26 protein-coding genes are annotated in these 25,711 nt (G+C 63.3%); 12 read left to right on the top strand and 14 right to left on the bottom strand.

Features of this window, described 5'->3' with window-relative positions:
- Window positions 1-91: 91 nt before the first annotated feature.
- The 4 genes from AC5RVN_RS04595 to AC5RVN_RS04580 form a co-directional block, all read right to left on the bottom strand.
- Window positions 92-1,312, bottom strand: coding sequence for an FAD-dependent oxidoreductase (locus AC5RVN_RS04595; RefSeq protein ID WP_494137203.1), 1,221 nt, complete (start codon window positions 1,310-1,312; stop codon window positions 92-94).
- Between the two features lies 1 nt (window position 1,313).
- Window positions 1,314-1,997 carry a class I SAM-dependent methyltransferase gene (locus AC5RVN_RS04590; protein WP_494137425.1) on the bottom strand — a complete coding sequence of 228 codons (684 nt, stop codon included), beginning with the start codon at window positions 1,995-1,997 and terminating at the stop codon, window positions 1,314-1,316.
- Between the two features lie 17 nt (window positions 1,998-2,014).
- The gene (locus AC5RVN_RS04585; RefSeq protein ID WP_494137202.1) at window positions 2,015-3,208 is read right to left on the bottom strand and encodes a type III polyketide synthase; all 1,194 of its coding nucleotides are present in this window, start codon (window positions 3,206-3,208) and stop codon (window positions 2,015-2,017) included.
- Between the two features lie 463 nt (window positions 3,209-3,671).
- Window positions 3,672-3,821, bottom strand: a complete 150-nt coding sequence (locus AC5RVN_RS04580) for a hypothetical protein (protein ID WP_494137201.1) — start codon at window positions 3,819-3,821, stop codon at window positions 3,672-3,674.
- A 271-nt stretch (window positions 3,822-4,092) separates the two neighbouring features.
- Between AC5RVN_RS04580 and AC5RVN_RS04575 the strand changes: the two genes are divergently transcribed.
- From AC5RVN_RS04575 to AC5RVN_RS04565, 3 genes are all read left to right on the top strand, one after another.
- The gene (locus AC5RVN_RS04575; RefSeq protein WP_494137200.1) at window positions 4,093-6,438 is read left to right on the top strand and encodes a bifunctional polysaccharide deacetylase/glycosyltransferase family 2 protein; all 2,346 of its coding nucleotides are present in this window, start codon (window positions 4,093-4,095) and stop codon (window positions 6,436-6,438) included.
- A gap of 98 nt (window positions 6,439-6,536) precedes the next feature.
- Window positions 6,537-7,637, top strand: a complete 1,101-nt coding sequence (locus AC5RVN_RS04570) for a chitinase (protein WP_494137199.1) — start codon at window positions 6,537-6,539, stop codon at window positions 7,635-7,637.
- Window positions 7,638-7,738: 101 nt separating this feature from the next.
- The gene (locus AC5RVN_RS04565; RefSeq protein ID WP_494039722.1) at window positions 7,739-8,233 is read left to right on the top strand and encodes a hypothetical protein; all 495 of its coding nucleotides are present in this window, start codon (window positions 7,739-7,741) and stop codon (window positions 8,231-8,233) included.
- 35 nt (window positions 8,234-8,268) lie between these two features.
- Here the strand turns inward: AC5RVN_RS04565 and AC5RVN_RS04560 are convergent, their stop codons facing one another.
- Window positions 8,269-8,667 (bottom strand): VOC family protein, encoded by a 399-nt coding sequence (locus AC5RVN_RS04560; RefSeq protein WP_494137198.1) that lies wholly within the window; start codon window positions 8,665-8,667, stop codon window positions 8,269-8,271.
- Window positions 8,668-8,764: 97 nt separating this feature from the next.
- Here AC5RVN_RS04560 and AC5RVN_RS04555 point away from each other — a divergent pair, with 97 nt between their 5' ends.
- Together AC5RVN_RS04555 and AC5RVN_RS04550 are read left to right on the top strand one after the other, a co-directional pair.
- The gene (locus AC5RVN_RS04555; protein ID WP_494137197.1) at window positions 8,765-9,166 is read left to right on the top strand and encodes a DUF3054 domain-containing protein; all 402 of its coding nucleotides are present in this window, start codon (window positions 8,765-8,767) and stop codon (window positions 9,164-9,166) included.
- A gap of 121 nt (window positions 9,167-9,287) precedes the next feature.
- A complete protein-coding gene (locus AC5RVN_RS04550) occupies window positions 9,288-9,569 on the top strand; it encodes an Lrp/AsnC family transcriptional regulator (RefSeq protein WP_494039725.1) in 282 nt (93 codons plus the stop codon).
- 6 nt (window positions 9,570-9,575) lie between these two features.
- On the opposite strand, the gene trpD is transcribed toward AC5RVN_RS04550, so the two are convergent.
- Entirely contained in the window at window positions 9,576-10,634 is a 1,059-nt protein-coding gene (gene trpD / locus AC5RVN_RS04545; protein ID WP_494137196.1) for an anthranilate phosphoribosyltransferase, read from the bottom strand.
- A gap of 149 nt (window positions 10,635-10,783) precedes the next feature.
- Between trpD and ctaE the strand changes: the two genes are divergently transcribed.
- The 4 genes from ctaE (at window position 10,784) to qcrB (ending at window position 15,121) form a co-directional block, all read left to right on the top strand.
- Window positions 10,784-11,422, top strand: a complete 639-nt coding sequence (ctaE, locus tag AC5RVN_RS04540) for an aa3-type cytochrome oxidase subunit III (RefSeq protein ID WP_494039727.1) — start codon at window positions 10,784-10,786, stop codon at window positions 11,420-11,422.
- An 86-nt stretch (window positions 11,423-11,508) separates the two neighbouring features.
- Window positions 11,509-12,297, top strand: coding sequence for a cytochrome bc1 complex diheme cytochrome c subunit (gene qcrC / locus AC5RVN_RS04535; RefSeq protein WP_494137195.1), 789 nt, complete (start codon window positions 11,509-11,511; stop codon window positions 12,295-12,297).
- A gap of 102 nt (window positions 12,298-12,399) precedes the next feature.
- Window positions 12,400-13,473 carry a cytochrome bc1 complex Rieske iron-sulfur subunit gene (gene qcrA / locus AC5RVN_RS04530; RefSeq protein WP_494039729.1) on the top strand — a complete coding sequence of 358 codons (1,074 nt, stop codon included), beginning with the start codon at window positions 12,400-12,402 and terminating at the stop codon, window positions 13,471-13,473.
- Window positions 13,451-15,121 (top strand): cytochrome bc1 complex cytochrome b subunit, encoded by a 1,671-nt coding sequence (gene qcrB / locus AC5RVN_RS04525; protein ID WP_494039730.1) that lies wholly within the window; start codon window positions 13,451-13,453, stop codon window positions 15,119-15,121. Before qcrA ends, qcrB begins: the two co-directional genes overlap by 23 nt.
- 127 nt (window positions 15,122-15,248) lie before the next feature.
- Here the strand turns inward: qcrB and AC5RVN_RS04520 are convergent, their stop codons facing one another.
- Window positions 15,249-16,019, bottom strand: a complete 771-nt coding sequence (locus AC5RVN_RS04520; RefSeq protein ID WP_494039731.1) for a GntR family transcriptional regulator — start codon at window positions 16,017-16,019, stop codon at window positions 15,249-15,251.
- A 165-nt stretch (window positions 16,020-16,184) separates the two neighbouring features.
- Between AC5RVN_RS04520 and AC5RVN_RS04515 the strand changes: the two genes are divergently transcribed.
- Complete coding sequence (locus tag AC5RVN_RS04515; protein ID WP_494137194.1) at window positions 16,185-16,478, top strand: HPr family phosphocarrier protein; 294 nt, start codon at window positions 16,185-16,187, stop codon at window positions 16,476-16,478.
- A gap of 115 nt (window positions 16,479-16,593) precedes the next feature.
- Here the strand turns inward: AC5RVN_RS04515 and AC5RVN_RS04510 are convergent, their stop codons facing one another.
- The 5 genes from AC5RVN_RS04510 to AC5RVN_RS04490 all read right to left on the bottom strand — a co-directional run bounded on the left by AC5RVN_RS04510 (window position 16,594) and on the right by AC5RVN_RS04490 (window position 21,817).
- Window positions 16,594-16,995 (bottom strand): cytochrome c oxidase subunit 4, encoded by a 402-nt coding sequence (locus AC5RVN_RS04510; RefSeq protein ID WP_494039733.1) that lies wholly within the window; start codon window positions 16,993-16,995, stop codon window positions 16,594-16,596.
- Entirely contained in the window at window positions 16,992-18,719 is a 1,728-nt protein-coding gene (gene ctaD, locus AC5RVN_RS04505) for an aa3-type cytochrome oxidase subunit I (protein ID WP_494137193.1), read from the bottom strand. The genes AC5RVN_RS04510 and ctaD overlap by 4 nt, the downstream gene beginning before the upstream one ends.
- A gap of 10 nt (window positions 18,720-18,729) precedes the next feature.
- Window positions 18,730-19,602 (bottom strand): aa3-type cytochrome oxidase subunit II, encoded by an 873-nt coding sequence (gene ctaC / locus AC5RVN_RS04500; protein ID WP_494104814.1) that lies wholly within the window; start codon window positions 19,600-19,602, stop codon window positions 18,730-18,732.
- A gap of 185 nt (window positions 19,603-19,787) precedes the next feature.
- Complete coding sequence (locus tag AC5RVN_RS04495; RefSeq protein WP_387554394.1) at window positions 19,788-20,177, bottom strand: HesB/IscA family protein; 390 nt, start codon at window positions 20,175-20,177, stop codon at window positions 19,788-19,790.
- Between the two features lie 200 nt (window positions 20,178-20,377).
- The gene (locus AC5RVN_RS04490; protein ID WP_494137192.1) at window positions 20,378-21,817 is read right to left on the bottom strand and encodes a dipeptidase; all 1,440 of its coding nucleotides are present in this window, start codon (window positions 21,815-21,817) and stop codon (window positions 20,378-20,380) included.
- 90 nt (window positions 21,818-21,907) lie between these two features.
- On the opposite strand from AC5RVN_RS04490, the gene AC5RVN_RS04485 reads away from it, so the two are divergent.
- Window positions 21,908-22,510: a DUF3043 domain-containing protein gene (locus AC5RVN_RS04485; RefSeq protein WP_494137191.1), complete on the top strand. Its 603-nt coding sequence runs from the start codon at window positions 21,908-21,910 to the stop codon at window positions 22,508-22,510.
- A gap of 132 nt (window positions 22,511-22,642) precedes the next feature.
- Here AC5RVN_RS04485 and AC5RVN_RS04480 read toward each other — a convergent pair whose 3' ends face one another.
- Window positions 22,643-23,713 (bottom strand): quinone-dependent dihydroorotate dehydrogenase, encoded by a 1,071-nt coding sequence (locus AC5RVN_RS04480; RefSeq protein WP_494137190.1) that lies wholly within the window; start codon window positions 23,711-23,713, stop codon window positions 22,643-22,645.
- Between the two features lie 91 nt (window positions 23,714-23,804).
- Here AC5RVN_RS04480 and AC5RVN_RS04475 point away from each other — a divergent pair, with 91 nt between their 5' ends.
- The gene (locus tag AC5RVN_RS04475) at window positions 23,805-24,830 is read left to right on the top strand and encodes an alpha/beta hydrolase (RefSeq protein WP_494137189.1); all 1,026 of its coding nucleotides are present in this window, start codon (window positions 23,805-23,807) and stop codon (window positions 24,828-24,830) included.
- A gap of 37 nt (window positions 24,831-24,867) precedes the next feature.
- Here the strand turns inward: AC5RVN_RS04475 and AC5RVN_RS04470 are convergent, their stop codons facing one another.
- Window positions 24,868-25,710, bottom strand: a complete 843-nt coding sequence (locus tag AC5RVN_RS04470; RefSeq protein WP_494039740.1) for an isoprenyl transferase — start codon at window positions 25,708-25,710, stop codon at window positions 24,868-24,870.
- Window position 25,711 lies beyond the last annotated feature (1 nt).

Genomic DNA, 25,711 nt, shown 5'->3' with positions numbered 1-25,711 from the left:
AACCGCCGGCCGGCAGACCGTCCTTTCGCTCGGCTGGTGTCCATGCCGTGCTGACCCGAGCAGGCAACGGGCTTACTGTCAGCCAGGACAGCTACAACTGCTGCTTCAGGTAACCGGGCCGGCTCCACATAGGCTGCCTGTCCAGCTGCTGCATCGTGAAGCGCCTCGCCACCCAACGGTTGACAGCGGGAGTGGCGGCAGCGGCGCTCATCCCCAGGTTCCGCAGGTCCAGCAACGGCCTGGGCAGCGGCCGTCCCAGCATCATGTTGATCTCAGACTGCCGCTTGGCCGCCGCGGCGGCCCGCCAGCGTCGAACCTGGAATTCCCGGAGCCGCCATTCCACGTCCTGGTGGCGGATTCCGTGTGCCAACGCTGCCTGAATAATGGGGGAGAGGTCCTGGGCATCCAGCCAGCCGAGGTTCATGCCCTGGCCACCAATGGGACTGATCTCGTGCGCGGCATCGCCGAGCAGGAACACTCTGCCGGCCAGCATGCTCCGGGCCACGGTGGACCGGACGCTGAACGCGCTCACCATGGTGTTGGTGCCCGCGTCCGGAAGAATCCCGGTCCGGCGCAGGACCAGTTGTGCCAGATCCTCCGGCGCGGTGGTACGGGCGGGGCTTTCCAGCCGGACAACCCACCGGCGCACTGTGCCCGGCAGCGGAAAGGACTCAACGATTCCGCCCGGTTCGAGGAACAGGACCGCCCGCTCGCCGTAGAGCCCGGAGTCCCGGAAGTCGCCCATGAGGTAGTGGTCCGGGTAGTCCTTCCTGCTTACCGGCATCCCGAGGAGATTGCGCATCGGCGACCGGGCGCCGTCGGCCGCCACCACGAGGGACGCGGTGAAGGACGCCGCTCCTCCCTTGGCGCCGTCCGCGGGTTCGCCCACCACGGTGACTGATCCGGCGTCGTCCGTGATCTCCCTGACGCGCACACCCCTGACCAGGGCGCCGGAGTCGAGTTGGTGGACGCGCTCCTCCAGGAGCTGCTCGGTCCTGTACTGGGGCAGGGCCAGGACGAAAGGATAAGTTTCCGACGCCCCGGCAAACGGCATGACGCCCACCGTTTTCCCGCCACTGACAGCCATGCCCTCCCGGATCCGCACCCCGTTGCGGACCGCGGAAGCGGCAATCTCCACTTCCTGCAGTGCCTCCAGCGCAGGTGGGTGGATGCCGATGGCCCGTGAGTGCAGGTTCCTGGCCTGCCGCTGTTCAAGTACTCGAACACGGACACCCTCCTGCAGCAGCAGGGCGGCCAGGTACAAACCCACCGGACCGCCACCGACGATTAGGACATCCGTTGACCGTGCCACTTCATGTCCTGCGCAGGGCGAGAACCTGATGGAACGTGGTGGTGGCTTCGACCAGCCAGCCCGGGGGAGCGAGGGCGGTAAGTTCGGAAAGGGTATAGCTCCTGCGAATGGATGTCAGGCCGTCCGCCCGAATGAAGGAATGCGGGAACGGCAGGGCTGCGGCGGAAAAAAGGGCATACGCCGCAGGGCTGCGCCTCAGGTCATTGTGCAGCGCTTTGCTGATGCAGAGGGCAGCCGAGTCGGCGAGCAGCTGCTGCAGTTCGGCCTCCGACAGGTGGTGCAGGACGTGGTTCGAAATGACGAAGTCGAACCGCCTGCCCTCGCGGACCAGATCAGCGCTGTGCGCCTGCCGGAACTCGACGCCGGGAAGGAGCGGACGTCCCCTCGCATATGCCGCCGCTCGCGGATCAGGGTCTATGCCGGTGACCTTCAGCGGAAGTCCGTCCCTGCCCGCCCAGCGCGCCAGCTGATAGGGGAGGTCCCCTCCGCCGCAGCCGATGTCCAGCAGGGTGGCCGGAGCCGTGCAGCGGGCCAGATGAGGACGAAGCTCCCGGACGTACAGCCTTCGCCATCCGGACAGCGCGCGGTTAATCACCGCGAACTGGCGGTAGGTGTTCTGCAGGCGCCCGACATCGCAATCAGGAGCATCCATCAATTCCACGGCATCGACGGCGCGCTGCCGCATCAGCAGGTCCAAGGCGCTCAGGAGACAGGTACTTCCGCGGCGGCGTGCCCGGCGGCCTGGTCCACCAGTGCCGTCGCGGGAGCCTGCCGCAGCTTGGTGAACAGGGCGGTTTCCACCGTAAGTCCCGGGCCGAATGCCATGGAGCAGATCCGTTCATCCCCGTCCTGCGGATCCTGCTCCAAGATGTGTTTGAGGACAAAAAGCACCGTGGCGCTGCTCATGTTTCCGTAGTTCCGCAACGTCTCCCGCGCCGGGACCAGCTGTTCGTCAGTGAGTTCCAGCCGGGACTGGACTTTGTCCAGGATGCTCCGCCCGCCGGGGTGGATGGCCCAGTGCCGGATGGACGTGTAGGGGAGTGCCTCCAGCTCCGGGTCGCGGGCGAGGAGGGGCTGCAGGGCACCGACGATGTGGTCGTCAATGATGTGCGGCACGTAATTTCCCAATACCATTTCGAAGCCGTGGTCGCCGATGTTCCACGCCATCGAGTCCTCGCCGACCGGTGTGAGCACCGTTTCGAAATGGTCAAGCTGGAGCAGGGACTTATCCTCGGCACCGCTGCGTGCAGTGACGACGGCGGCGGCGGCACCATCGGCGAAAAGGGCTGAGCCCATGATGGTGTCCGGATCGTTGGAGGTACGCACGTGCAGGGAGCAAAGCTCTGCGCACACCACCAGGACAACTGCCTGCGGGTCGGCTTCGCAGAACAGCTTGGCAGCCCGAAGTGCGGGAAAAGCTGCATAGCAGCCCATGAATCCCAGGTGGTAGCGCTGCACGGCCGGATCCAAACCTAGTTCGCGGACGATCTTGTAGTCCGGGCCAGGGTTAAAGAACCCCGTACAGGACACGGTCACGAGATGAGTTATGTCAAGTAAGTCAATTTCGGGGGCTGCGTCCACCGCAGCACGGGCGGCTTGGACGAAGAGCTTGGTCGCCTCGCGGCCGAAGATGTCATTACGGACCTTCGTGCTGGGGTTCAGCAGCAGGCCGGTGTCAGGGTCAAAGAACTGGGGATCGTCCGAGCGGAAATCCGTGGTCAGTTCCTCCACGGCGGAATAGCGGGTATCAATGGCGGCAGAGTCGAAACAGGTGCTGACCAGCCGCGAGCCAAGCCTGGACAATCCGGGCTGGGCCGCAAACACGTCACGTGCTTCTGTTTGGATCAGCATCGTTTTTGGAACTGCAGTTTCAAGTGATCGCACGTAGACCGTCATTGACTCATTCTTAACGAGCGCCCGCAATAAGACAATGACCTGCGGAGACATCCCGTCGTGGCATGGTTTGTTCCGTATCCTCGAGGGCCAATTCCTGCCCCTTCCGACTCCGTTCCAAAACGCCGATAATCTACATTATGTCAAGTAGCGCTAAGAAGGGCTCCCCGATGCTGCGCCCTCTTGCGGGCCTTGGTAGCGGGCGCTGCTGCGTCTGCTTGAGGCTGGCTCCTGGGACCACGGCGCCGGAACGCGGGCGACCGGCCGCTCCTTCCGAAAACTCCCAGCTGAGCGGACAGGGCCGGCAAGTGAAACGGAGCCGGATCAGCGGCAGCTATCACACTGGTTCTGCCTATCCCGGCAGCACTCCCCTGACGGGTGCGCTGCGGACGGCTGCAACAACAGCGGACCGCACGAGTGACCGTTCCATCTGGTCTCTCCCGGCGTTCAGCCCGGCGCCGGCAGATTAGCGCCGCGGTCCTATGCCGGCGCCCAGGACTGCTCCAACGCCCAGTCCGACGGCAAAGCCGATAAACGGGCTGTCAAAGACAGCCAGGCCCACGGTGATCCCGACGGCGGCGCCTACGAGGCAGCAGATCCACAGCGCTTTATTCATTGGACCTGATGCTACCGGGAGGAATGCCGGGAGTACCGCTCTGGCACTGATGAGTATCCATACAGGTACTTTGCAGCGGAAAACTCGAGTATCAGCTACGCAGGCGCGGCAGCGGGGGCGCTCATAGTCTTCTTCACACGGTGACACTCCAGGGAATGCTGGGCCGGGGCCACGCATTTAGGCAGGTCAAACCCCGATCCGCCCTCCTTCCGTTGTCATCTCCGTGACCCTGTAAAGACACCTGCAGGCAAGATTCCCGCTTAAGGTAATCATGACGAAACCAGCTCCTCCGCACTCCACCGGCAGGGCCCCCGTCTTTTTCGATGCCACCGGTCACCGCTGGCAAAGAATCCTGTGCCTCCTGCTGGCCGGCGTGCTGTTGGTGGTCCTCTCAGCGGTCGGGATCCTCCCGGCCGCAACCGCGCCGTTGCGGCCGGGGCAACAAAACCAGGGCTCGGACTACCCCCGGAACTTGCTTGCCCTCCAGGACCTGGAAAACATCCCGAGGATCGGTTACCAGGAGCGCACCTCGGTCTACCACCGCATAGCCCTGGTGCAACACAGGGACGGCAAAACGCTGCTCAAGGACCCCTTCAGCGACACCGTCTGGCGGGAAGCCACGCCGTCGGAAATTACACTGATCGGTGACAGTCCCTACGTCATGGAAGCCTACGGCGAGCCGATGGCCAAGACCATCATGCTGACCTTCGACGACGGGCCCGACCCGCGCTTCACGCCCGAGATCCTGGATCTGCTGTCCAAGGAGGGAGTCCCGGCAACCTTCTTCCCCGTGGGTGACAACATCGTCAAGTACCCGGACCTCTTCAAGCGGACCATCCGCGAAGGGCACATGATCGGCAACCACACCATGTCCCACATAGATTTCTGGGCACATGACGATGCCTTCAACCGCCAGCAGATAATTGGGGCGGACCGTGTGATGCGGGCGATGGACCACTACGATACAAGGCTGTTCCGGATCCCCACCGGCAACCCGGAAAACAACGCCCTTGCCCTGCTGCAGGCCCAGCAACTGGGGTATCTGCACATCAACATGGACATTGATACCCGCGATTGGGAGTACGCGCCGGGAGTGCCTATTCAGGCCCCGGAACTGGACGGTCAAGGCCACATCGTTTTGATGCACGATGCCGGCGGTGACCGCACCGCAACTGTCAACATGCTGAAGGAATTCATCCCGCGCGCCAAAGCGCAGGGCTACACCTTCACCACAGTCCAGCCACTTTTGCCCGCGGACCTTGTACCCCAGCGCTCTGCCCCTGCCACGTTGGAGGACAACGTCACCCTCGCAGCGGTGACCACCTACCTGGTCACCCCTAACGTCCTGCTGAACTGGCTGTTCTGGTTCGGCATCGGGTCCCTGACCATCCTCACATTCCTATTCGTTGTCCTGGCCCTGATTAATAACGCACGGCAAAAGAGGCGCCGCTGGGACAACATCAAGGAAACGGAATGGCCGTTCGTCAGTGTGGTGCTGCCTGTCTTCAATGAAGAACCGGTGGTGACCAAAACCCTTGATGCCCTCCGGGCCAGCGACTATCCATTAATGGAAGTCGTGGCGGTGAACGACGGCTCAACAGACGGGACGCTGGCGGTTCTGACGGAGTATGCCAAGACGTGGCCCCAACTTCGTGTCATCAACCAGCCCAACGGCGGGAAGTCAGTGGCGAGTAACCACGGCATCAATGAGTCCTGGGGAGAAATCATCATCACGCTCGATGGGGACACGTTGTTCGAGCCCCAAACCATCAAAATGTTTGCGCGGCACTTCATGGCTCCCCGAAACGGCAAGGAGGTGGGGGCTGTCGCCGGGCACGTCAAAGTGGGCAACCGGCGGAACCTCATCACTGCCTGGCAGAGCCTGGAATACCTTTCCGGGATTTGTGTGACGCGTATGGCTGAGGGCCTTATGGGGGCAATCTCGATCGTGCCCGGGGCCTGCGCCGCCTGGCGGCGGGAAGCGCTGCTGAAGGCTGGCGGTTACTCCCATGACACCCTTGCAGAGGACGCAGACCTCACTCTTTCCCTGCAGCGCCTGGGGTACAGCATCGTCCAGGAGAACGAAGCTGTTGCCTGGACCGAGGCGCCGCTGACGGTACGCGGTTTGTTCAAGCAGCGGCTTCGCTGGACCTACGGCAACATCCAGACCCTGTACAAGCACCGTGGCATGCTTTTCAACCCCAAGTTCGGAGCGCTCGGCTTGCTCACCATGCCGTACGCACTGATCTCCGTGCTTGTGCCGCTGATCTTTATGCCACTGACCGTCATCGTGGCCATCAGCAGCCTGGCCCGTGGAGAATGGCAGGCAATCGCGCTTTTCTCTGCCTTTGTTGCCGCAACCCATATGCTCATCTCCATCGTGGCGGTATTGATGGTGCGTGAGAGTCTCCTGCACCTGCTCATGGTGCCCATCTACCGGCTCATCTACGAACCTCTGCGCGCGTACGTGGTTTTCGGATCCGCCATCCAGGCCCTGCGGGGCTCCGCCGTGGGATGGTACAAACCCGAACGCACCAACAGCGTGACCGTGTCCGCCCTGCCGCCCAATTCCGCCCTTCCAGAGACGTTCGGGCCGCTCTCCCCCAGTTCCGCCTGAACCGGCACCGGGTTGGCTGTAGCTCAAAAGTTTCGCCTGGAATATAGTGAGCAACCTGTTATCCACGCTTCAGACGACCAGGAAGGTGGCATCGGAACATGCCTTCACTGACCTGGTTGGGCAGAAGCCTGGCCGTGCTTGCCGCCCTGCTGCCCCTTGCCGCCTGCGGCCCCGGGCAGCAGGGCGGCAATAGTCCGGGGGTGGAAGTCAACCGCGCAGAGCCGAACCCCAGGTGGTTCGGCGGATACCTCGACGTAACACTGGTTCCTCCCCTGCGCCTGCAGGACTCGCCCCCACAAGGACCCGTCACTGCCGTGTTGTCCTTTATCACCTCCCATCCGGACCGGCCCTGCGAACCCTCCTGGGGAGGCTCCTATGACCTTGAACAGGCAAAGGGCAAACTGGACCTCGACGCGCAGGTGGAGGCCTTCAGAAAGGCCGGCAACGACGTCGCTGTCTCCTTCGGCGGGCAGCTCGGCACGGAGCTGGCGGTTGCCTGTGCTGACAGCGGCGCCCTGGTTGATGCCTACTCAGCGGTCATCGCCAGATACGGGCTGGACACAGTGGACCTCGACGTCGAGGGAAACGGCGCCGGCGATCCTGCCGCAGCCCAGCGGCGTGCAGCTGCCATGACCCGCCTTCAATCGGAGCGCCCGGCTGACAAGCCGTTGAAGGTGTGGCTGACCCTTCCCGTCTCCGCGGACGGTCTTACTGCCGCGGCCAAAGTCTCCGTGGAAACGATGCTCGAGGAAGGAGTTGAACTTGCCGGCGTAAACATCATGACCATGAACTTCGGGCCGCTCAAGCAGGGGCAAACCATGCTCACTGCATCAGTCAGCGCAGCTGAGGGAACCCACAGGACCCTGAAAACACTCTACGAGCAGGCGGGCACACCGCTGGACGATGCAGCCCTTTGGAACAGGATCGGGCTCACGCCGATGATTGGCCGCAATGACGTGCAAGGCCAGGTGTTTTCCCAGGAGGACGCCGAAGGGCTGAACGCTTTCGCGTTGGAGCGGGGTGTCGGACGCATGTCCATGTGGTCGCTGAACCGCGACACCGGCTGCGACCCGGGCAAGCAGGGGCAGACATCCGGCGCAGTTTCCAATAACTGCAGCGGCCTTGACCAGGAGCCAGGCATGTTCGGGAAGGTGCTGGGGCACGCCTTCACTGACGCCGGGCCCGCGGGAGCCCAATAACTATGCGCTGGAAGGCGGTGCTGGCAGGCGGCGTGCTTTCTTCAGTCCTCACAGCGGCAGCCTGCGGGGGCCCTCCTCCCCTTGAGCCAGGTGAGGAAGTTGTGCCCAAGGTGTTCGTCACCGGCTATTCCTGGTACGACAACACTCCGGAAGGCTCACCCATCATCAGCCATCCGGTACTGCACAAAACGGCCGGTGGAACCGGAACCTACGAAGACCCGGTGACCATCGCCGTCGGTCACTCCCGCGAGACGGGCGAAAGCGTCCTCGACATCCCCGCCGGCACCCGGATCTACCTGCCCGATGTACGGCGGTATTTCATTGTGGAAGATACCTGCGGGGACGGCCCAACTCCCCAGGATGGTCCGTGCCACTCAGGGTCGGAGGACTATGACGGCGCGTCCCTCTGGATCGACATGTGGGTGGGCGGCGAGGGCGAAAGCGCTCCCTTCGTCCACCGCTGCATAACCGAAGCAACCGGCGTGCAGCCGGCCGTCCTCAACCCTGGCGAAAACTATGCCGTGGCCCCCGGGAAGGGCGTCCTTCACGATGGCAAATGCGACACCGGTTACGGCAGCGAGCTGGTCAGCCGGTAAAGCTGCCACCGATGTCAGTAACGAATGCAACGAAATCAGCCTCCGGATTCTCCGGGTGCCCGTTGTCCTGCGGCCATCTGGCTGACGAGTCCCAGCGTGTTGCCCTCGCTGTCCCGGATGAACGCCATCCACTCGTCCGTACCAGCAGGACCAAGCACTCCGTCCGCGTGGGTGTAAATCACGCGGGGCGCGTCCACCACGTCCACTCCCCTGGCTGCCAACTGCTCCACAGAGGCCCGGACATCCGGAACCTGGAGGTACAGAAGAGCCCTTGGGGCGCCTGGTTCCAGCATCAGCCGCACGCCCTCGAGGTCGAAGAAGACCAGGCCGGGCGGGTCGAACACTGCGCTGGGCTGTACCCCAAGCAATTCGGCGTAGAACGCAGATGCCCTCCCGAGGTCTTCCGCATACTGGGCCACCTGCAACAATCGCATGGTTCCGCCTCCCCTTTCCGGTTTGTCTATCCTGCTCAATCACGGAGGTAAGGACAAGGGGCGCACGGGCACAACCGCCGTTGCTAGGCTCGAAGGTATGACACCTCAGATTCAGCGGCCCATCCGCTCGTCTACAGGGCGGCAGGCAGCCGCCGCTGCCACCGCCGATGCTGTGCTGATAATGGTGTTTGCAGCCGTTGGCCGTGACGCGCACCAGCGCGGCGAGGTCTTTTCCGGTGTCCTGCTGACTGCTTGGCCGTTTTTGGCAGGGGCGGCCCTCGGATGGCTGGCCGTGAGGGCGTGGCGGAATCCGCTGTCCGTACGCCGGACCGGGGTGGCGGTCTGGTTGGGTGCCCTGGTGGGCGGCATGGTGCTCCGCCTGCTGACCGGCCAGACGGTAGTGCTGCCCTTTATCATCGTGGCGTTGCTGAGCCTGGGGCTCCTGCTGGTGGGATGGCGACTGGCGTGGGCCGGTGCAAAGCGGCTGAGGAGAGCCTGAAGAACTTCGCCTGAAGTGGCCGCGGGTCCGGCCGGCAGCGCGGCCCCATGTAATAGGCTGGCAGCACTCAAAAGCTTGCCGGGCTCTGCTACGGCGCAACAGATCCGGAAGGATTCATCTCGTGATCACCGCATTCGTTCTGATCAAGACTGACGCTGCCCGCATACCTGAAACAGCCGAGGAGATCTCAGCGATAGACGGGATCAGCGAGGTATATTCCGTCACCGGGGAGTGGGATTTGATTGCGGTGGCAAGGGTGCCCCGGCACGAGGACCTGGCGGACGTTATTGCAGACCGACTGTCCAAGGTGCCCGCGGTGGTGCACACGACAACGCACATAGCGTTCCGTGCCTACTCGCAGCACGACCTCGACGCAGCTTTCGCCCTGGGCTTCGAGCAGTAGCCGGATTCACCTGAGGGTCAGGGAAACCCATTTTTCCAGGACGGCCGCAGCAGCACCCGACCCGACCGATTCAGATGCCCGGCTGAAGGCCCGTTGCATACGCTCAAGGAACGGACCGTCCGCACTGGTGTCGAAAGCCACGAGCCCCGCTGCAGCATTGAGGAGAACGGCGTCGCGGGCCGCCCCTTCCTTGCCTGCGAGGACTTCCCGTACGACGACGGCGTTGGCCTGGGCGTCGCCGCCGCGCAGCTGCTCGACGGTTGCCGGTTTGATGCCTAGGTCCGCGGGCGAGAGCGTCAGCTCAGACACAGCGCCGTCGCGTATTTCCCACACGGTTGAAGGACCCGTGGTGGTCAGCTCATCGAGCCCGTCATTGCCGCGGAATACCAGGCCCCGGCTTCCCCGCTGGGCCAGGACGCCCGCTACCAGCGGCGCCATCCTCGCGTTGGCAACCCCTACCGCGGACGCTTGGACTTTGGCAGGGTTGGTCAGCGGGCCAAGGAAATTGAAGGCCGTCGGGATGGCCAGTTCCTTCCGCGGGACTGCGGTGTGCCGGAAGGACGGGTGGAAGACCTGCGCAAAGCAGAATGTAATGCCCGCCTCCTCCGCATTGCGCGCCACCTGTTCGATGGACAGGTCGAGGCGGACGCCCAAGGCTTCCAGCACATCAGCAGAACCGGACGACGACGACGCCGCACGGTTGCCGTGCTTGACCACCTTTGCTCCTGCTCCGGCAGCCACCAGCGCCGCCATGGTGGAGATGTTGACAGTGTTCAACTGGTCCCCGCCGGTTCCGACAATGTCCAGCTTCTCGCCGGAAATGGAGACGGGGTTGGCGTGGGCAAGCATGGCTTCCACCAGGCCAGCGAGTTCCTCAACGGTTTCTCCCTTGGCACTGAGGGCAACCAGGAATCCTGCGATCTGTGCGGGTGTCGCCTCCCCGGACATGATGGTATCCATGGCCCAGGCGGTGCTGTCCGCCGTGAGGTCATTTCCTTTGATCAGTGCCGAGATCAGCCGCGGCCAGGTGTTGCCTGCCGATGCTGCGGATGCCTGTGAAGTCACCTGCTGATGCTATCGAGGGATGGCCGGGGCTGACCAATGTGAACGGGCGGCGGAACCTTTTTCGTACGATTTCGCGTCTTTGTAGAAAAAGTCCCCCGAAAAGGCGGTTTGCGTTGGGCAGCACGGACTTTTGCAGACATAATGTCTATGTGACATCTGCGACCCATGCCCCCAGTTCCCCGGCGCACCCCACGCTGAACCGCCCCAATATGGTTTCCGTTGGAACCGTCGTGTGGCTCTCCAGCGAGTTGATGTTCTTCGCCGGTCTCTTCGCCATGTACTTCACCCTGCGCTCCACCAGCGGGGAAATGTGGGCGGCTGAGACGGCCAAGCTCAACTTCCCCTTTGCGCTCGCCAACACGATCGTCCTCGTGGCAAGTTCCTTCACGTGCCAGATGGGTGTCTTCGCCGCTGAGCGGCTGCAGCCGCGCCGTACCGGCGGGGTCTTCCAGTTCGCCCGCTGGGGCATGAATGAATGGTTCACCCTGACCTTCCTTATGGGGGCCTTCTTCGTCGCAGGCCAGGCAACGGAGTACGCGATGCTGGTTTCTGAGCACGTCTCGCTCTCCTCCAACGCCTACGGGTCAGCGTTCTACATGACCACGGGGTTCCACGGCCTCCACGTGATCGGTGGCCTGGTGGCCTTCCTGCTGATCATGGGCCGCTCCTTTGCCGCGAAGAAGTTCGGGCACTTTGAAGCAACGTCCGCGATTGTCACCTCGTACTACTGGCACTTTGTGGATGTGGTGTGGATCGGCCTCTTCCTGGTCATCTACGTACTCAAGTAGCCAGCTTTGATTCTTTTTCTACAAGAGGCAGAATTTCAGGTATCGGCTCCAGGAGCCGGCGCAGGATCGAATAAAGGAACCACCACGTGAAGGCACTCTCGCAAAAGCGGCGTCACCCACTGGCAGCAATCGCGCTGCTTCTGATGGGGCTCCTCATCACTGGTGGGCTGTACGCCGTGGCCACCACCGTCAATGAGGCCAAAGCCTCCAGCACCACTTTCAGTGCACATGACGCAGAAGAAGGCGGCAAGCTGTTCGCCGCCAACTGCGCCACCTGCCACGGCATGGGTGCCAGCGGTTCACCGGATGGCCCGTCCCTCGTTGGCGTGGGCGCCGCATCCGTTGATTTCCAGGTCGGAACGGGCCGCATGCCCATGCAGATGAACGGCCCGCAGGCGCTGGAGAAGCCCGTTCAGTTCAACGACGAGCAGATCCACCAGCTGGCAGCCTATGTTGCATCCCTTGGTGCCGGCCCGGCAATCCCTGAAGAAGGCCTGCTTGACGAAAAGGGCGATGCAGCGGCAGGCGGGGAACTGTTCCGCACCAACTGCGCCATGTGCCACAACGCTGCTGCCGCAGGCGGCGCCCTGACCCGCGGTAAGTTCGCACCCGCCCTGGAAGACACCTCAGGCAAGCACATCTACGAGGCCATGGTCACCGGCCCGCAGAACATGCCGGTCTTCAGCGACTCCAACATCACGCCCGAAGGCAAGCGCGACATCATCACATTCCTCAAGCAGATCGAAACCACCGGCTCCCCCGGCGGCGCTGAGCTGGGTTCACTTGGCCCCGTGGCCGAAGGACTCTTCGTTTGGGTTGCAGGCCTCGGTGTCATCATCGCCTTCACCATCTGGCTGACTTCCCGGACGTCCTAGGACCTCCGCGGACCACTGAACAACTTCTGCTGATCCGTCAGCAGTTTGATATTGGAAAACTAACCCGGCACCCGCCGGGACGAGAGAAGGATGAGGCGAATTATGGGCAACCATAGTGACGGCAGTCCGAACCACTCGGGCACCGTAGCTACGGCTGGTCAGAATGAGGTGGAGAAGTTCCAGGACCCTGGACTTCCTCCGCACCGTTTGCGCCTGGCTGACACGGACCCGAAGGCCGCAAAGCGGGCAGAACGGCAGGTCGCCTTACTATTTGGCATCTCTGTTGTTGGAACGCTGATCTTCCTGGTGGCGTACTTCGCCATTGATCTGGGTGGCTCAGAATCAACCATTGCCAACATCCGGCTCCAGAACATGCTGCTGGGCCTGGGCACCGCCTTCGCGATGCTCGGCATCGGTACCGGCATCGTGCACTGGGCCAAAGCCCTGATGCCGGATCACGAGGTCTCCGAATCGCGCCACGCGATCCGCTACGAAGAAGACCGCCAGGCGGCCGTCCGTATCGTGGATGACATCGTGGAAGAGACGGGCATCAAGCGCCGTCCGCTGATCCGGAACACCCTCTTGGGAGCAGTTGCCCTCGCGCCGCTGCCGGCGGTTGCTATTTTCGGCGACCTCGGACCCCGCCCGGACAACAAGCTCGCCCACACCATGTGGGCCCCTCAGGAAGGCAAGCTCAAGCGTCTTGCCCGTGACCCCGACGGAACGCCCATCAAGGCCTCCGACGTGACAATCGGCTCGGCCTTCCACGTCATCCCCGAGGGCTTGAACGAACTTCACGAGGGCAAGCTCAACGAGAAGGCCAAAGCCGTTGTGCTGCTCATGCGCCTGGATCCCGAGTCGCTCAACCCCTCAGAGGGCCGCGAAGACTGGGGCTATAACGGCATCGTTGCGTATTCCAAGATCTGCACCCACGTCGGTTGCCCGGTTGCTCTCTACGAGCAGCAGACGCACCACCTGCTGTGCCCGTGCCACCAGTCCACTTTTGACCTCACGCAAGAGTGCAAAGTGATCTTCGGCCCCGCCAGCCGCCCTCTCCCCCAGCTGCCTATCGCAGTTGATGACGAGGGCTACCTGGTCGCCACCAGCGACTTCAAAGAACCTGTAGGACCAAGTTACTGGGAGCGTGATATGCATGAGCGCAGCATCAACAGCTGAGCCCGCTTTCGTCGCCAAAACCAAGACAGGCCGGTTCACCGACTTCGTCGATACGCGTGTTGGCGGTTCCGGAATCCTTCGCGAATTCGGCCGCAAAGTCTTCCCCGACCACTGGTCCTTCATGTTCGGCGAAGTGGCACTCTACTCGTTCGTCATCCTGCTGCTTTCCGGCACCTTCCTGACGTTCTTCTTCGATCCGTCCATGGCGGAAACCCACTACGACGGTTCCTACGTCCCCCTCAAGGGCGTCGAAATGTCGGTGGCCTACAACTCGTCGCTGGACATCTCCTTTGATGTCCGCGGCGGCCTCTTCATGCGCCAGGTCCACCACTGGGCAGCACTGCTGTTCGTTGCGTCCATCGCCGTGCACATGCTCAGGGTCTTCTTCACCGGAGCCTTCCGCAGGCCGCGCGAAATGAACTGGGTAGTGGGCAGCGTCCTGCTGATCCTGGCCATGGCTGCAGGCTTCACCGGCTACTCCCTCCCCGATGACCTGCTGTCCGGCAACGGCCTGCGCATCATCGACGGCGTGATCAAGTCCATCCCGATTGTCGGAACGTACATCTCCTTCTTCCTCTTTGGCGGGGAGTTCCCGGGTACTGCCATCATCGGCCGCCTGTACATGCTGCACATCCTGCTGGTGCCGGCGCTGATCCTGCTGATGATCGTCCTCCACCTCTTCATGGTGGTCGTCCACAAGCACACCCAGTACCCCGGCCCCGGACGCAACGACAACAACGTTGTCGGCTACCCGCTTGGCCCGGTCTATGCCGCGAAGGCCGGTGGATTCTTCTTCATCGTCTTTGGTGTCCTCGCCCTGATGGCCGGTTTCTTCACGATCAACCCGATCTGGAACTACGGTCCGTACGACCCCTCCCCCGTGTCCGCCGGAACCCAGCCCGACTGGTACATCGGCTTTGTTGACGGCGCCCTGCGCCTGATGCCGGGCACCCTGGGTAACTGGCAGGTTGAGCAGGTGTGGTTCGGCCACGTCTTCAGCTTCAACGTGCTGCTGCCCGCCCTTGTGCCGGCCGGCATCCTGTTCACGATTATGTTCATGTACCCGTGGATTGAGCGTTGGATCACCAAGGACGACCGTGAGCACCACGTACTTGACCGCCCCCGCAACGCCCCGACCCGCACCGCGATCGGCATGGCAGGGTTCGTCTGGTACTGCGTCATGTGGGCAGCAGCAGGCTCCGACCTCATCGCCACCCACTTCGGTGTTTCGCTCAACGATGTCACCTACTGGCTGCGGACGCTGTTCATCATCGGCCCGTTTATTGCCTTCTTCGTCACCAAGCGCGTAGCCCTGGCACTCCAGCGCAAGGACCGCGAGATCGCCCTCCACGGCCGCGAGACCGGGCGTATTGTCCGCCTCCCGCACGGCGAGTTCATCGAAGTCCATGCACCGCTGGATGAGTACAAGCGCTACAAGCTGGTGGGCTTCGAGTCACCGAACGTTCTTCCGGCAGTGCCGAACGAACACGGTGTGGTAACCCGCAAGGAGAAGCGCCGGGCGCTGCTCTCCAAGTGGTTCTTCGAGGACCGCGTTGCCCCGGCCACCCCCGCAGAGCTGGAAGCCGCCCACGGCCACGGCCACGCGGCAGTGGAAGCTCCCGAGGCAGCGAAGAGCCTGAGCCACTAGGCACTCTGCCCGTATCAACATGAAAGGCCCGGTCCAACAGGACCGGGCCTTTTGTGTTCCTGCTCGCCCGCCGGGCCTGACCGGCTGGCAGAAACAAAGGAACAGGGGCGCTGCAGGGCTTGGTTGGTCAGTGGTTACGGGACCGGCGCGCGCCCGGCCGCTGCAGCGGGACCCACAACTTGTACCGGTCCGCGCGGTAATACGAAACGGAATAGTCCACCATGGTGCGTGCAACAAAAGCATGCCGCTGGATCTTGAGCAGCGGTGAGGCTACTTCGACGTTGAGCAGCCGTGCCGTGGACGGAGACGCTGCGGTGGCCTCAATCATGTCCTCGCCCCATTCCATCACCAGGCCGTACTGTTCGCTTAGCACGTTGTACAGCGAGGTGGGCGGCTCTCCGTCCAGCAGACCAGGAACACGGTGGGCAGGGATGAAGTTTTCGTCCACGCTCATCGGTTCACCATCTGCCAGGAGCAGGCGCCGGAAGCGGACCAGAGGAGTACCCTCGTCCAGCTGGAGCTCGCGGGCTAGAAATGCACTGGCACCAATCTGTTCAAAGCTGAGTACTTTGGCTGCGGGAACCATGCCGCGGCGCTGCATCTCCTCGCTGTAGGAAGTCAGCTTCACCTGCAGGTCCAGCTTCGGCCTGCGAACGAAAGTGCCGAGACCCACTACTCGTTCAATGACCTCTTCACCGACCAGCGCGTCAATAGCCTGCCGCACAGTCATCCTGGCAAGCCCAAAGCGCTCCGCGAGGTCACGCTCCGAGGGCAGCGCAGAACCCGGCCGGCACGACTCGGCAATGTAGGTGCGCAGGATCTCGCGCAGCTGGACGTAGATGGCAGTGCCGCTGCTTCTGTCGATTTCACCGGCAATCGCCCCGGCGCTAGCTGCCACGGTGGGTCTCCCCTGGGTTCGAGTTCACTCTGCAATTTTAGGGCAGGTCTAGACCAGCTGATGCCCCGGGCCGCGCCTATTCGGGGATGGTGCTCTAGGCCCGCTATATTGGACAGGAAAATTTCGAAACCCGACGGATGGGGCCGTCATAAAGAAGGAGTCCCGTTGCCAACACACAAGGCTGTGGTAACAGCCACGATCGGGCTGCACGCGCGCCCGGCAGCTGTATTTGTCAGGGCGGTGGCCGCTACCGGGCTTCCTGTGACCATCACGAAGCCGGGAACCGGGGGCGTGGATGCCCGATCTCTCCTTCACGTGATGACTGCCGACTTTCCCCATGGCTGTGAAGTGGAGCTGGGAATTGATGATTCACTGCTCAGTGGCGCCCTGAGCGAGGAAAGGGCCAAGGAGGCCCTCCGGACGCTTGGCGAGCTGCTGGAGTCCCAGGGAGCAGAATAGGCGCACTTGCCGGTGTCTAGCGGCCGCTGTTAGGTGCCGGAGGACCAGCGCAACGACAAGAACAACGACGACGGGCCCCACCAAAAGGTGGGGCCCGTCGTCGTTGTTCTTGTGCCTAGTGGGCGTGGTCGCCGCGGCTGTATTCGTAAACCCAGCCGATGAGTGCCACAACTGCCAGGCCGGCAGCGATGTAGACGATCCAGAAGCCTACCGCCAGGCCCAGGAAGCCTGTGGCGCAGGCCAGGCCGAGCACCAGCGGCCACCAGCTCCAGGGGCTGAAGTGCCCCTGTTCGCCGGCGCCCTCGTGGATTTCAGCGTCGCTGCGGTCCTCGGGACGCATACCGACGCGCTTCCCGGTGAATCCGAGGTAGCCGCCGATCATGCCGGCAAGGCCGCCCACCAGGAGGATTCCGAGAATACCGACCCATTCACCCCAGTCGGTAAGGAAGCCGTAGATTACCGAGACCGGTACAAAGAAGAAGACTCCGGAACCAAAGATCCAAGATTCAATTTTCACTGTGCAGTGTCCTTCTGGTCGGCGTTACCGAGCATGGAGGCTGCGGGAGCCGGTGACTCGACGGTGTGGACCTGTCGAAGCTCGGGGTGGTGCAGGTCCAGGGCAGGGCGCTCGGACCGGATCCGGGGAAGCGACGTGAAGTTGTGCCGCGGCGGCGGGCAGGACGTGGCCCACTCGAGCGAGGCACCGAAGCCCCAGGGGTCGTCCACCTGCACCTTTTCGGCGCTGCGCCAGGTGATGTAAACGTTCCAGAAAAACGGAATCAGGGACGCTCCGAGGACAAACGAGGCCACCGTGGAGAACTGATTCATCCAGGTGAAGTTGTCCTCCACCAGGTAGTCGGCGTACCGGCGGGGCATACCCTCAACACCGAGCCAGTGCTGGATGAGGAAGGTGCCGTGGAAGCCCAGGAAGAGGAGCCAGAAGTGAATCTTGCCCAGGCGCTCGTTAAGCATCTTGCCGGTGAACTTGGGCCACCAGAAGTAGAAGCCGGCGAACATCGCGAACACCACGGTGCCGAACACCACGTAGTGGAAGTGCGCCACCACGAAGTAGGAGTCGGAGACGTGGAAGTCCAGCGGCGGGGAGGCCAGGATGATGCCGGTGAGGCCGCCGAAAAGGAACGTGATCAGGAACCCGAGGCTCCACAGCATCGGGGTTTCGAACGTCAGCGAACCGCGCCACATGGTGCCGATCCAGTTGAAGAACTTCACACCGGTGGGAACCGCGATGAGCATGGTCATGAACGCGAAGAACGGCAGCAGCACCGCGCCGGTGACGTACATGTGGTGCGCCCACACCGTCACGGACAGGGCTGCGATGGCGATCGTAGCGTAGACCAGGCCCTTGTAACCGAAGATCGGTTTGCGGCTGAACACCGGGAAGATCTCGGACACAATGCCGAAGAACGGCAGCGCGATGATGTACACCTCGGGGTGGCCGAAGAACCAGAACAGGTGCTGCCACAGGACGGCACCGCCGTTTTCCGGGTCGAAGATGTGGGCACCGAAGCGGCGGTCCGCACCGAGGGCGAACAGTGCTGCGGCCAGCGGCGGGAACGCCATGAGCACCAGGATGGCGGTGACCAAGGTGTTCCAGGTGAATATCGGCATCCGCCACATGGTCATGCCCGGGGCGCGCATGCAAATGATGGTGGTGATGAAGTTGACCGCACCCAGGATGGTTCCGAAGCCGGACAGTGCCAGGCCGAAGACCCACAGGTCCCCGCCGATGCCGGGGCTGAACGTGGTGTTGGACAGCGGCGCGTAGGCGAACCAGCCGAAGGAGGCAGCACCCTGGGGGGTGATGAAGCCGGACACGGCGATGGTGGAGCCGAAGAGGAAAAACCAGAATGCCAGCGCGTTCAGCCGGGGGAAGGCAACGTCAGGCGCGCCGATCTGGAGCGGCATGATCACGTTGGCGAAACCCGCAAACAGCGGGGTGGCAAACATCAGCAGCATCACGGTGCCGTGCATCGTGAAGAGCTGGTTGTACTGCTCCTTGGTCTGCAGGATCTGCATCCCGGGTTCAAACAGTTCGGCGCGGATCAGCAGGGCCATCACGCCGCCAAGGCAGAAGAACATAAACGAAGCAATCAGGTACATGTACCCGATGGTTTTGTGGTCGGTGGAAGTGATCCAGTTGACGACGATGCGTCCCTTGGATTTGGGAACCACTGGAGCTGTGAGGACTCCGGTGGGTGCGGATTGAGTGTACGTAGCCACGTCGCTCCCCTTACTTAATTTCGTTCAGGTTCGGGTTGCGGTCGTACTCCACACCGAGGAGGCCCGTGTTGCCGGCAGCCTTAAGCTCATCCAGGTGTGCCTGGAATTCAGCTTCTGAAACCACCTTGACGCGGAACAGCATTTCCGAGTGGTATTCGCCGCAGAGCTCGGCGCACTTGCCGTCGTAGGTGCCCTCTTTAGTGGGGGTAAACCGGATGTAGTTGGTCTTGCCCGGGATCATGTCGCGCTTCTGAAGGAAGGCGGGAACCCAGAAGGAGTGGATCACGTCGCGTGAGTTGAGTTCCAGGTCAACGGACTTGTTGACGGGCAAGTACAGCGTAGGCAGCTGTTCCTTGTCGATCGCGTTGCCGGTCAGGTGCGCCTGGACGCCTGCCTCGTAGACGTCTTCTTCAATGACGTCGCCGGCCTTGTAGTTGAAGTCCCAGGCCCACTGCTTGCCACGGACATCGACAACGACGTCGGCAGGCTGTGACCGGTCATCAATGGCCTGCTGATCACGGTCGGTGAAGTAGAAGAACACCAGGACCATAAAGAGCGGAATGGTCAGGTAGAACACTTCCAGGGGAAGGTTGAAACTCGTCTGGCGCGGGAAGCCCACGGTGCCCTTGCGGCGCCTGTAGGCCACGAGGCACCAGACGATCAGGCCCCAGGTAATGATGCCCACGGCCAAGGCGGCGATCCATGAGTTGACCCAGAGGTCCATGATGCGGTCGCTGTTGCTGGTGGTGCCACGTTCTGTGGGCAGCCACCCTTTCTCTACCTCTGGCGAACATCCGGTCAAAACCAACGCGCCGGCAATTGCCAAGCCTGAGATCGTGGTGATCGTTTTGCGTCGGCTGCCGGTTCGGTTCTGCGAACTCACAGACGGCCCTTCCTACTTGTTGCTGTTGTCCGGGCAGCCATCGGCGCCGCGGGCACACTGAAAGTTTTACTACTCGGTGTAGAGCTTACCGCTCCCCCGGGCGTTTCGCCCACATGTCGGCGCCGTGCCTCCAACCGTGGTGAACGGCTGGAGGCACGGCGCCGGCATCGGGCGAAATAACCGGCTTAGTGGAAGGAGTCTCCACAGGCGCAGGAGCCGCCGGCGTTCGGGTTGTCAATGGTGAAACCCTGCTTCGAGATGGTGTCCTCGAAGTCGATGCTGGCACCACTGAGGTACGGAACGCTCATCTTGTCTACAACAACTTCGACGCCGTCGTAGTCACGGACAGCATCTCCGTCCAGGAGCCGCTCATCGAAGTAGAGCTGGTAGATCAGCCCTGAGCAGCCGCCAGGCTGCACGGCAACCCGGAGCCGAAGATCGGTGCGGCCTTCCTGCTCGAGAAGGCTGCGGACCTTGCCTGCTGCGACGTCGGTGAGGTTGACCTCATGAACGGGCAGTTCCTCACTGGGCGCGCTGGTGGTCTGGGTGCTGTTCTCATTGGTTGCGGTGCTCATTGGCCTACCTTCTTAGGATGGTCTGGCGGCTCCGCGGGAGCGGTGCCTGCCCCTACGGATACGGTATGGGCTATAGCTACATGCTACGCGGGGCGCACCCGTAGCTCTAACTCCTGACGTAACCACGGGAAGCCCTTCCTTGTTCCCGGGGAGCCGCACCGGGTGTCCGGGAGGCGGACCGCGGGAAGGGCCTGGGGCTCCTACAGTCCGGCGTTCAAACGGGACAGCAACAGCGCTTCGGCGAGGATGGCTTTTCGGAAGTCACCAAGGTGCAGCGACTCGTTCGCGCTGTGCGCCCTGGAGTCCGGGTCCTCGACACCCGTAACGAGGATCTGTACGTCCGGGTACAGCTCCGTGAGGTCGGCGATAAAAGGGATGGAACCACCAATACCCGTCTCCACCGCCTGGACGCCCCAGGCCTCCCCCAAGGCCCACATCGCGAGCCCGGCAGCGGCCGAAGAAGTATCCGTCTGGAACGGGTTGCCGCTCTCCCCCGGTGTGAAGGTCACCCTTGCGCCGAAGGGAGCGTGCGCTTCGACATGCCGCCGTACGGCCTCCATCGCTTCCTCGGGAAGCTGCCCCGGCGCCAGCCGGAGGCTGAATTTGGCCCGCGCCCTCGGCAGCAGCGTGTTTGAGGCTACGTCCACGGCAGGTGCGTCGAAACCAATAATGGACAGCGCCGGCTTGGTCCAAAGCCGGGAGGCGATGCTGCCCGAACCGGCGAGGCGGACGCCGTCGAGCACTGACGCGTCCGCGCGGTAGTCGGCCTCCGGAAACTCCACCGCCGCATTGTCGAAGGCGACCAGCCCCTGGATGGCAACATTCCCGTCGTCGTCATGGAGGGTGGCGATCAGGCGGGACAGGAGGGTGGGGGCGTCCAGGACAGGCCCGCCGAACATCCCTGAATGGACCGCGTGCTCCAGGACCTGGACTTCGATGGTCCCGTCCACCAGTCCGCGGAGGCTTGTTGTCAGCGCCGGAACGCCCACCTTCCAGTTGCTGGAGTCGGCAACGACGATGACGTCAGCACGAAGCAGTTCCCGGTGTGCCTCCAGGAATGGCCTGAACGTGGGAGAACCCGCTTCTTCCTCGCCTTCGAAGAAGAAGGTCACACCAAGGCCCAGGCCGTCGCCCAGTACCTCGGAGGCGGCGGCGTAAGCAGCGATGTGGGCCATGATGCCGGCCTTGTCATCGGCCGCCCCGCGACCGTAGAGACGGCCGTCCTTTTCAACGGCGGTGAAAGGTGCCGTCTCCCACAGCCCCTCGTCTCCCGCGGGCTGGACGTCGTGGTGTGCGTACAGCAGGATGGTCGGCTTGCCTTCCGCGGCCGGCCGACGGGCGACGACGGCGGGGCCGCCGGGCGTGCCGTCCGGCTTGTCGCAGGCCAGGATCTGCACTTCCTCAAGTCCGGTCGCGCGCAGGAGTTCTGCTACGGCTTCGGCGCTGCGTTCGAGCGGCGACCGGTCAAAGCTTGGCCAGGCGATGCCGGGTATCGCAACCAGTTCCTTGAGGCGGGCAAGGGTGGCGGTAAACGAGCGGTCGATGGCCGCCCGAAGGTTTGCCGTGCCGGGGTTGGGGTTCAGGCCCAAAGGTGTGGGGCCATCAATGTTGTCGGGGGTGGCCGTTGCAGGTGAAGTCATGGAAAAAACATTACGCTCGTCACATTCTGCTTACGGGAGCCCTCGCCGGGGTCAAGAGGGCCGAGCCGCCCCGCAAGGTATTCTGGTCTGGTGTTCGGACGTAAAAAGGAAGCGCCTACGGCGCAGGAAATATCAGACCAGCAGGCAGCGGAAGTTGCCGCCCGGCAGAACGGCATAGCCGGTAAGGGAGCCCCCACCCCAACACGGAAGGCCCAGGAGGCTGCGCGCAAGCGCCCGTTGGTTCCGGAGGACCGCAAAGCGTCAAAGGCCGCCGAGCGCCAGGTGATCCAGGACCAGCGGCTTAAAATGCGCCAGGCGCTGGACACGGGGGACGAAAAGTTCCTGCCGCTGCGCGACAAGGGCCCCCAGAAGCGCTTTACCCGTGACTATGTGGATGCCCGGTTCAGCCTCGGGGAATACCTGATGTTCGGCGCCCTGGTATTTGTCCTGGTGTCCCTGGTGGTGCCGGCGTCCAGTGACCTGATGATTTATGTTCTGGGCGGTTTCTGGGTGATGTTCCTGGCCGTCTTCGTTGACGTCTTTATCCTGTCCCGCAAGCTCCGCAAGCGGTTGACCGAAAAGTTCGGCGAGGTGGAACGCGGCACCGTCTGGTACGGCTCCATGCGCTCCCTGCAGTTCCGGAAGCTGCGGCTGCCCAAGCCCCAGGTTAAGCGCGGACAGTACCCGGCCTGACCTTCCTCCTGCGTCCCCCTACAACAGACAAAGAAACCCCGGCAGACTTTCCGCCGGGGTTTCCTTGCAACTGGGCAGGGTTGGGAATGCCGGTCTGTGGTGCCGCCACAGCCACAGAAGCGGATCTGCGCCCTACAGGCGCCGGTTCTTCGCCAGCTGCCGGTTGATGCGGGCCGCCCAGAACGGTCCTTCGTAGAGGAAGGCCGTGTAGCCCTGGACCAGCGTTGCTCCGGCATCCAGCCGGTCCTGGACGTCCTGTGCCGTTTCCACGCCGCCCACGGCCACCAGGGTCAGGGCGTCGCCGGTGACCTGCTTGAGCCTTCGAAGCACTTCAAGGGAGCGGTGTTTGAGTGGAGCGCCCGAAAGCCCGCCCGCGCCGCATTTTTCCACCTGTTCGGCCGGGGAAGCCAGGCCCGTCCGGGCGATGGTGGTGTTCGTGGCGATAATGCCGTCCAGTTTGAGGTCGAGGGCAAGCCGGGCGACGTCGTCGATGTCCTCGTCGCTCAGGTCCGGGGCGATCTTCACCAGCAGCGGAACGTGGCGGCCTGCTGCCCGGTCGACTTCCCGGCCGACGACGGTCAGCAGCGGCCGGAGGCTTTCCACGTCCTGCAGGAGACGAAGGCCGGGGGTGTTGGGGGAGCTGACGTTGACCACGAGGTAGTCCGCGGCGGGCGCAAGGCTGCGTGCGCTTACCAGGTAGTCCTCAACGGCATCTTCGAGTTCAACCGACTTCGTCTTGCCGATGTTGACGCCGATGATCGGGCGCACCGACGGGTGCCTGCGCTGAAGCCCCGCGCGGGCTGCCTTGAGGCGCGGGGCAACGGCGGTGGCGCCGTCGTTATTAAATCCCATCCTGTTAATAACGGCCCGGTCCTGTACCAGGCGGAAGAGCCGCGGCTTTTCATTGCCCGGCTGGGCCTGCCCGGTGATGGTGCCCACCTCTATATGCCCGAACCCGAGCTGGCTCAGTGCTTCTATGCCGTGGCCTTCCTTATCGAAACCTGCGGCAAGGCCGAACGGCGAGGGAAAAGTCAGGCCGAAAGCCGCTGTTTGCAGCGACGGTGCGGGCGCCGTCAATTTCTCCAGGGCGCGGCCTGCACCGGAGCGATGCGCCAGCCTGATGGCCTTGAAGCCGATTTTGTGGGCGCGCTCGGCGTCCATCCATGAAAAGGCCAGGCGGAAGAATGTGGGATAAACGCGCATGCCTCCAGTCTTCCGCCTCGGCTGGCCCAGACCAAAATGGGTGAAGACCAAAACTGCGCCGACTGTTCCAGCAGCGGAATAGCATAAAGCCATGGAATGGCAGCGGGACATCCTGGGTGAGGGGTTCGAGTCCCATGCCTTCGCCGCCGCAGGAGCTGACGGTGTGGAGCGTACCGCCACCCTGGTCCGGTTCCGCCCTGCCGCGGTCGAAGTGCTCCCCCCGCCCGGGCACCGCAGGGCAGTTCTCTTCCTGCACGGCTGGAGTGACTATTTCTTCAACGTGGACTTTGCGCGCTTCTGGTCCTCGGCCGGCTACGACTTCTTTGCCCTGGACATGCATAACCACGGCCGGAGCCTGCGCCCCCAATTTCCGGGCGGCTACGTTTCGAACCTCGCGGACTATGATGCCGAAATAGACATGGCCTGCCACCTCATCCGCCAGGAAGGTGTTACCCGGCCGCTGACCCTGGTGGGGCATTCAACGGGAGGGCTGGTGGCGGCGCTGTGGGCCAGCGGGCATCCCGGAGCAGTGTCGCAACTTATCCTGAACAGTCCGTGGCTGGAGATGCACGGAAGCGCCCTGGTTCGGCGCGCTGCCTCAGGAATGGTGGGACCGGTGGCCCGGTTCCGGCCGGAGGCTGTTTTGAGGCTTCCCGAGCGGGGTTTTTACTGGCGCACTATCAGCAGTTCGGCGGACGGGGAATGGGTGCTGGATGAACGGTATCGCCCGCCTATAGCGTTCCCGGTGCGTGCGGGGTGGCTCAGCGCCGTGCTGGCCGGGCACGCCAAGGTGGCCCGCGGCCTCAATATCGAAGTTCCCATCCTGGTGCTCCTGTCCCGGGGAAGCGCGAACGGCCTCTTCTGGTCCGAAGAGATGCGGCGCACGGACGCCGTCCTTGACGTCAACGTCATTGCTGCCCGTGCCCTCACCCTCGGGCGCACAGTGACGGTCGAACGTATCGAGGGTGCACTGCACGATGTGTTCCTCTCCCCCGCCGCCGTGCGCGCGGACGCCTATGCGCGGCTGGCGCGCTGGCTGCGTGCGTACGGGGACCAGGCGGACGGGTACCCGGCGGACGAAAACCCGGCAACGGGAGACATGCCGCAGCAGCCGTGACGGCGTGACGTGCCTGCCGGGCTATCCTGGTGGCCGGCTACGCGGCCGGGCCTTCCCCGTCAGCAGGTTTCGCCGCATCCACTGCCCCGCCATACCGGCGGTCGCGCCGGGCGTACTCTTCCACCGCGGCCCACAGCGTCCGGCGGTCGACGTCGGGCCACAGGGTGTCCATAAACACGAACTCGGCGTAGGCGGACTGCCAGAGCAGGAAGTTGGACAGCCGCTGCTCCCCGGAGCTGCGCAGGAAGAGGTCCACGTCCGGGAGGTCCGGCTCGTCAAGGTATTTCTGGATGGTGCGTTCGGTGATGGCGCCGGGCTTGAGCTTTCCGGCGGCCACCTCGGCGGCGATGGCCGACACGGCGTCCGTGATTTCGGCGCGACCGCCGTAATTAACACACATGGTCAACGTGCAGGTGCTGTTGCCGGCGGTGAAATTTTCAGCCTCTTCGAGTTCGCGGATGACCGAGCCCCAGAGCCGGGGCCGGCGGCCGGCCCACCTGACGCGCACGCCCCATTCATCAAGCTGGTTCCGCTGCCTCCGCAGCACGTCCTTGTTAAAACCCATGAGGAACCGCACTTCCTCCGGGGAGCGCCGCCAGTTTTCGGTGGAAAAGGCATAGACACTGACGTACTCAATGCCCAGCTCGATAGCCCCTGCCATGACGTCCAGCAGGGCGGGCTCGCCGGCCTTGTGGCCTTCGATCCGCGGCAGCCCGCGCTGGTTGGCCCACCGGCCGTTGCCGTCCATCACGATGGCAACATGCCGGGGTATGAACTCGGCCGGAATCGAAGGTGCCAGCGCCCCGGAGGGGTGCGGGTAGGGGGCAACCACCGGGTGGCTCCGCTTTGGGGGTGCGTTGTTCTTTTTTCCCAGGGCCACT

Source organism: Arthrobacter sp. sptzw32 (assembly GCF_059089735.1).
Note: the sequence above shows the minus strand (reverse complement) of the source record. Positions and strands in the feature narration are given on the sequence as shown.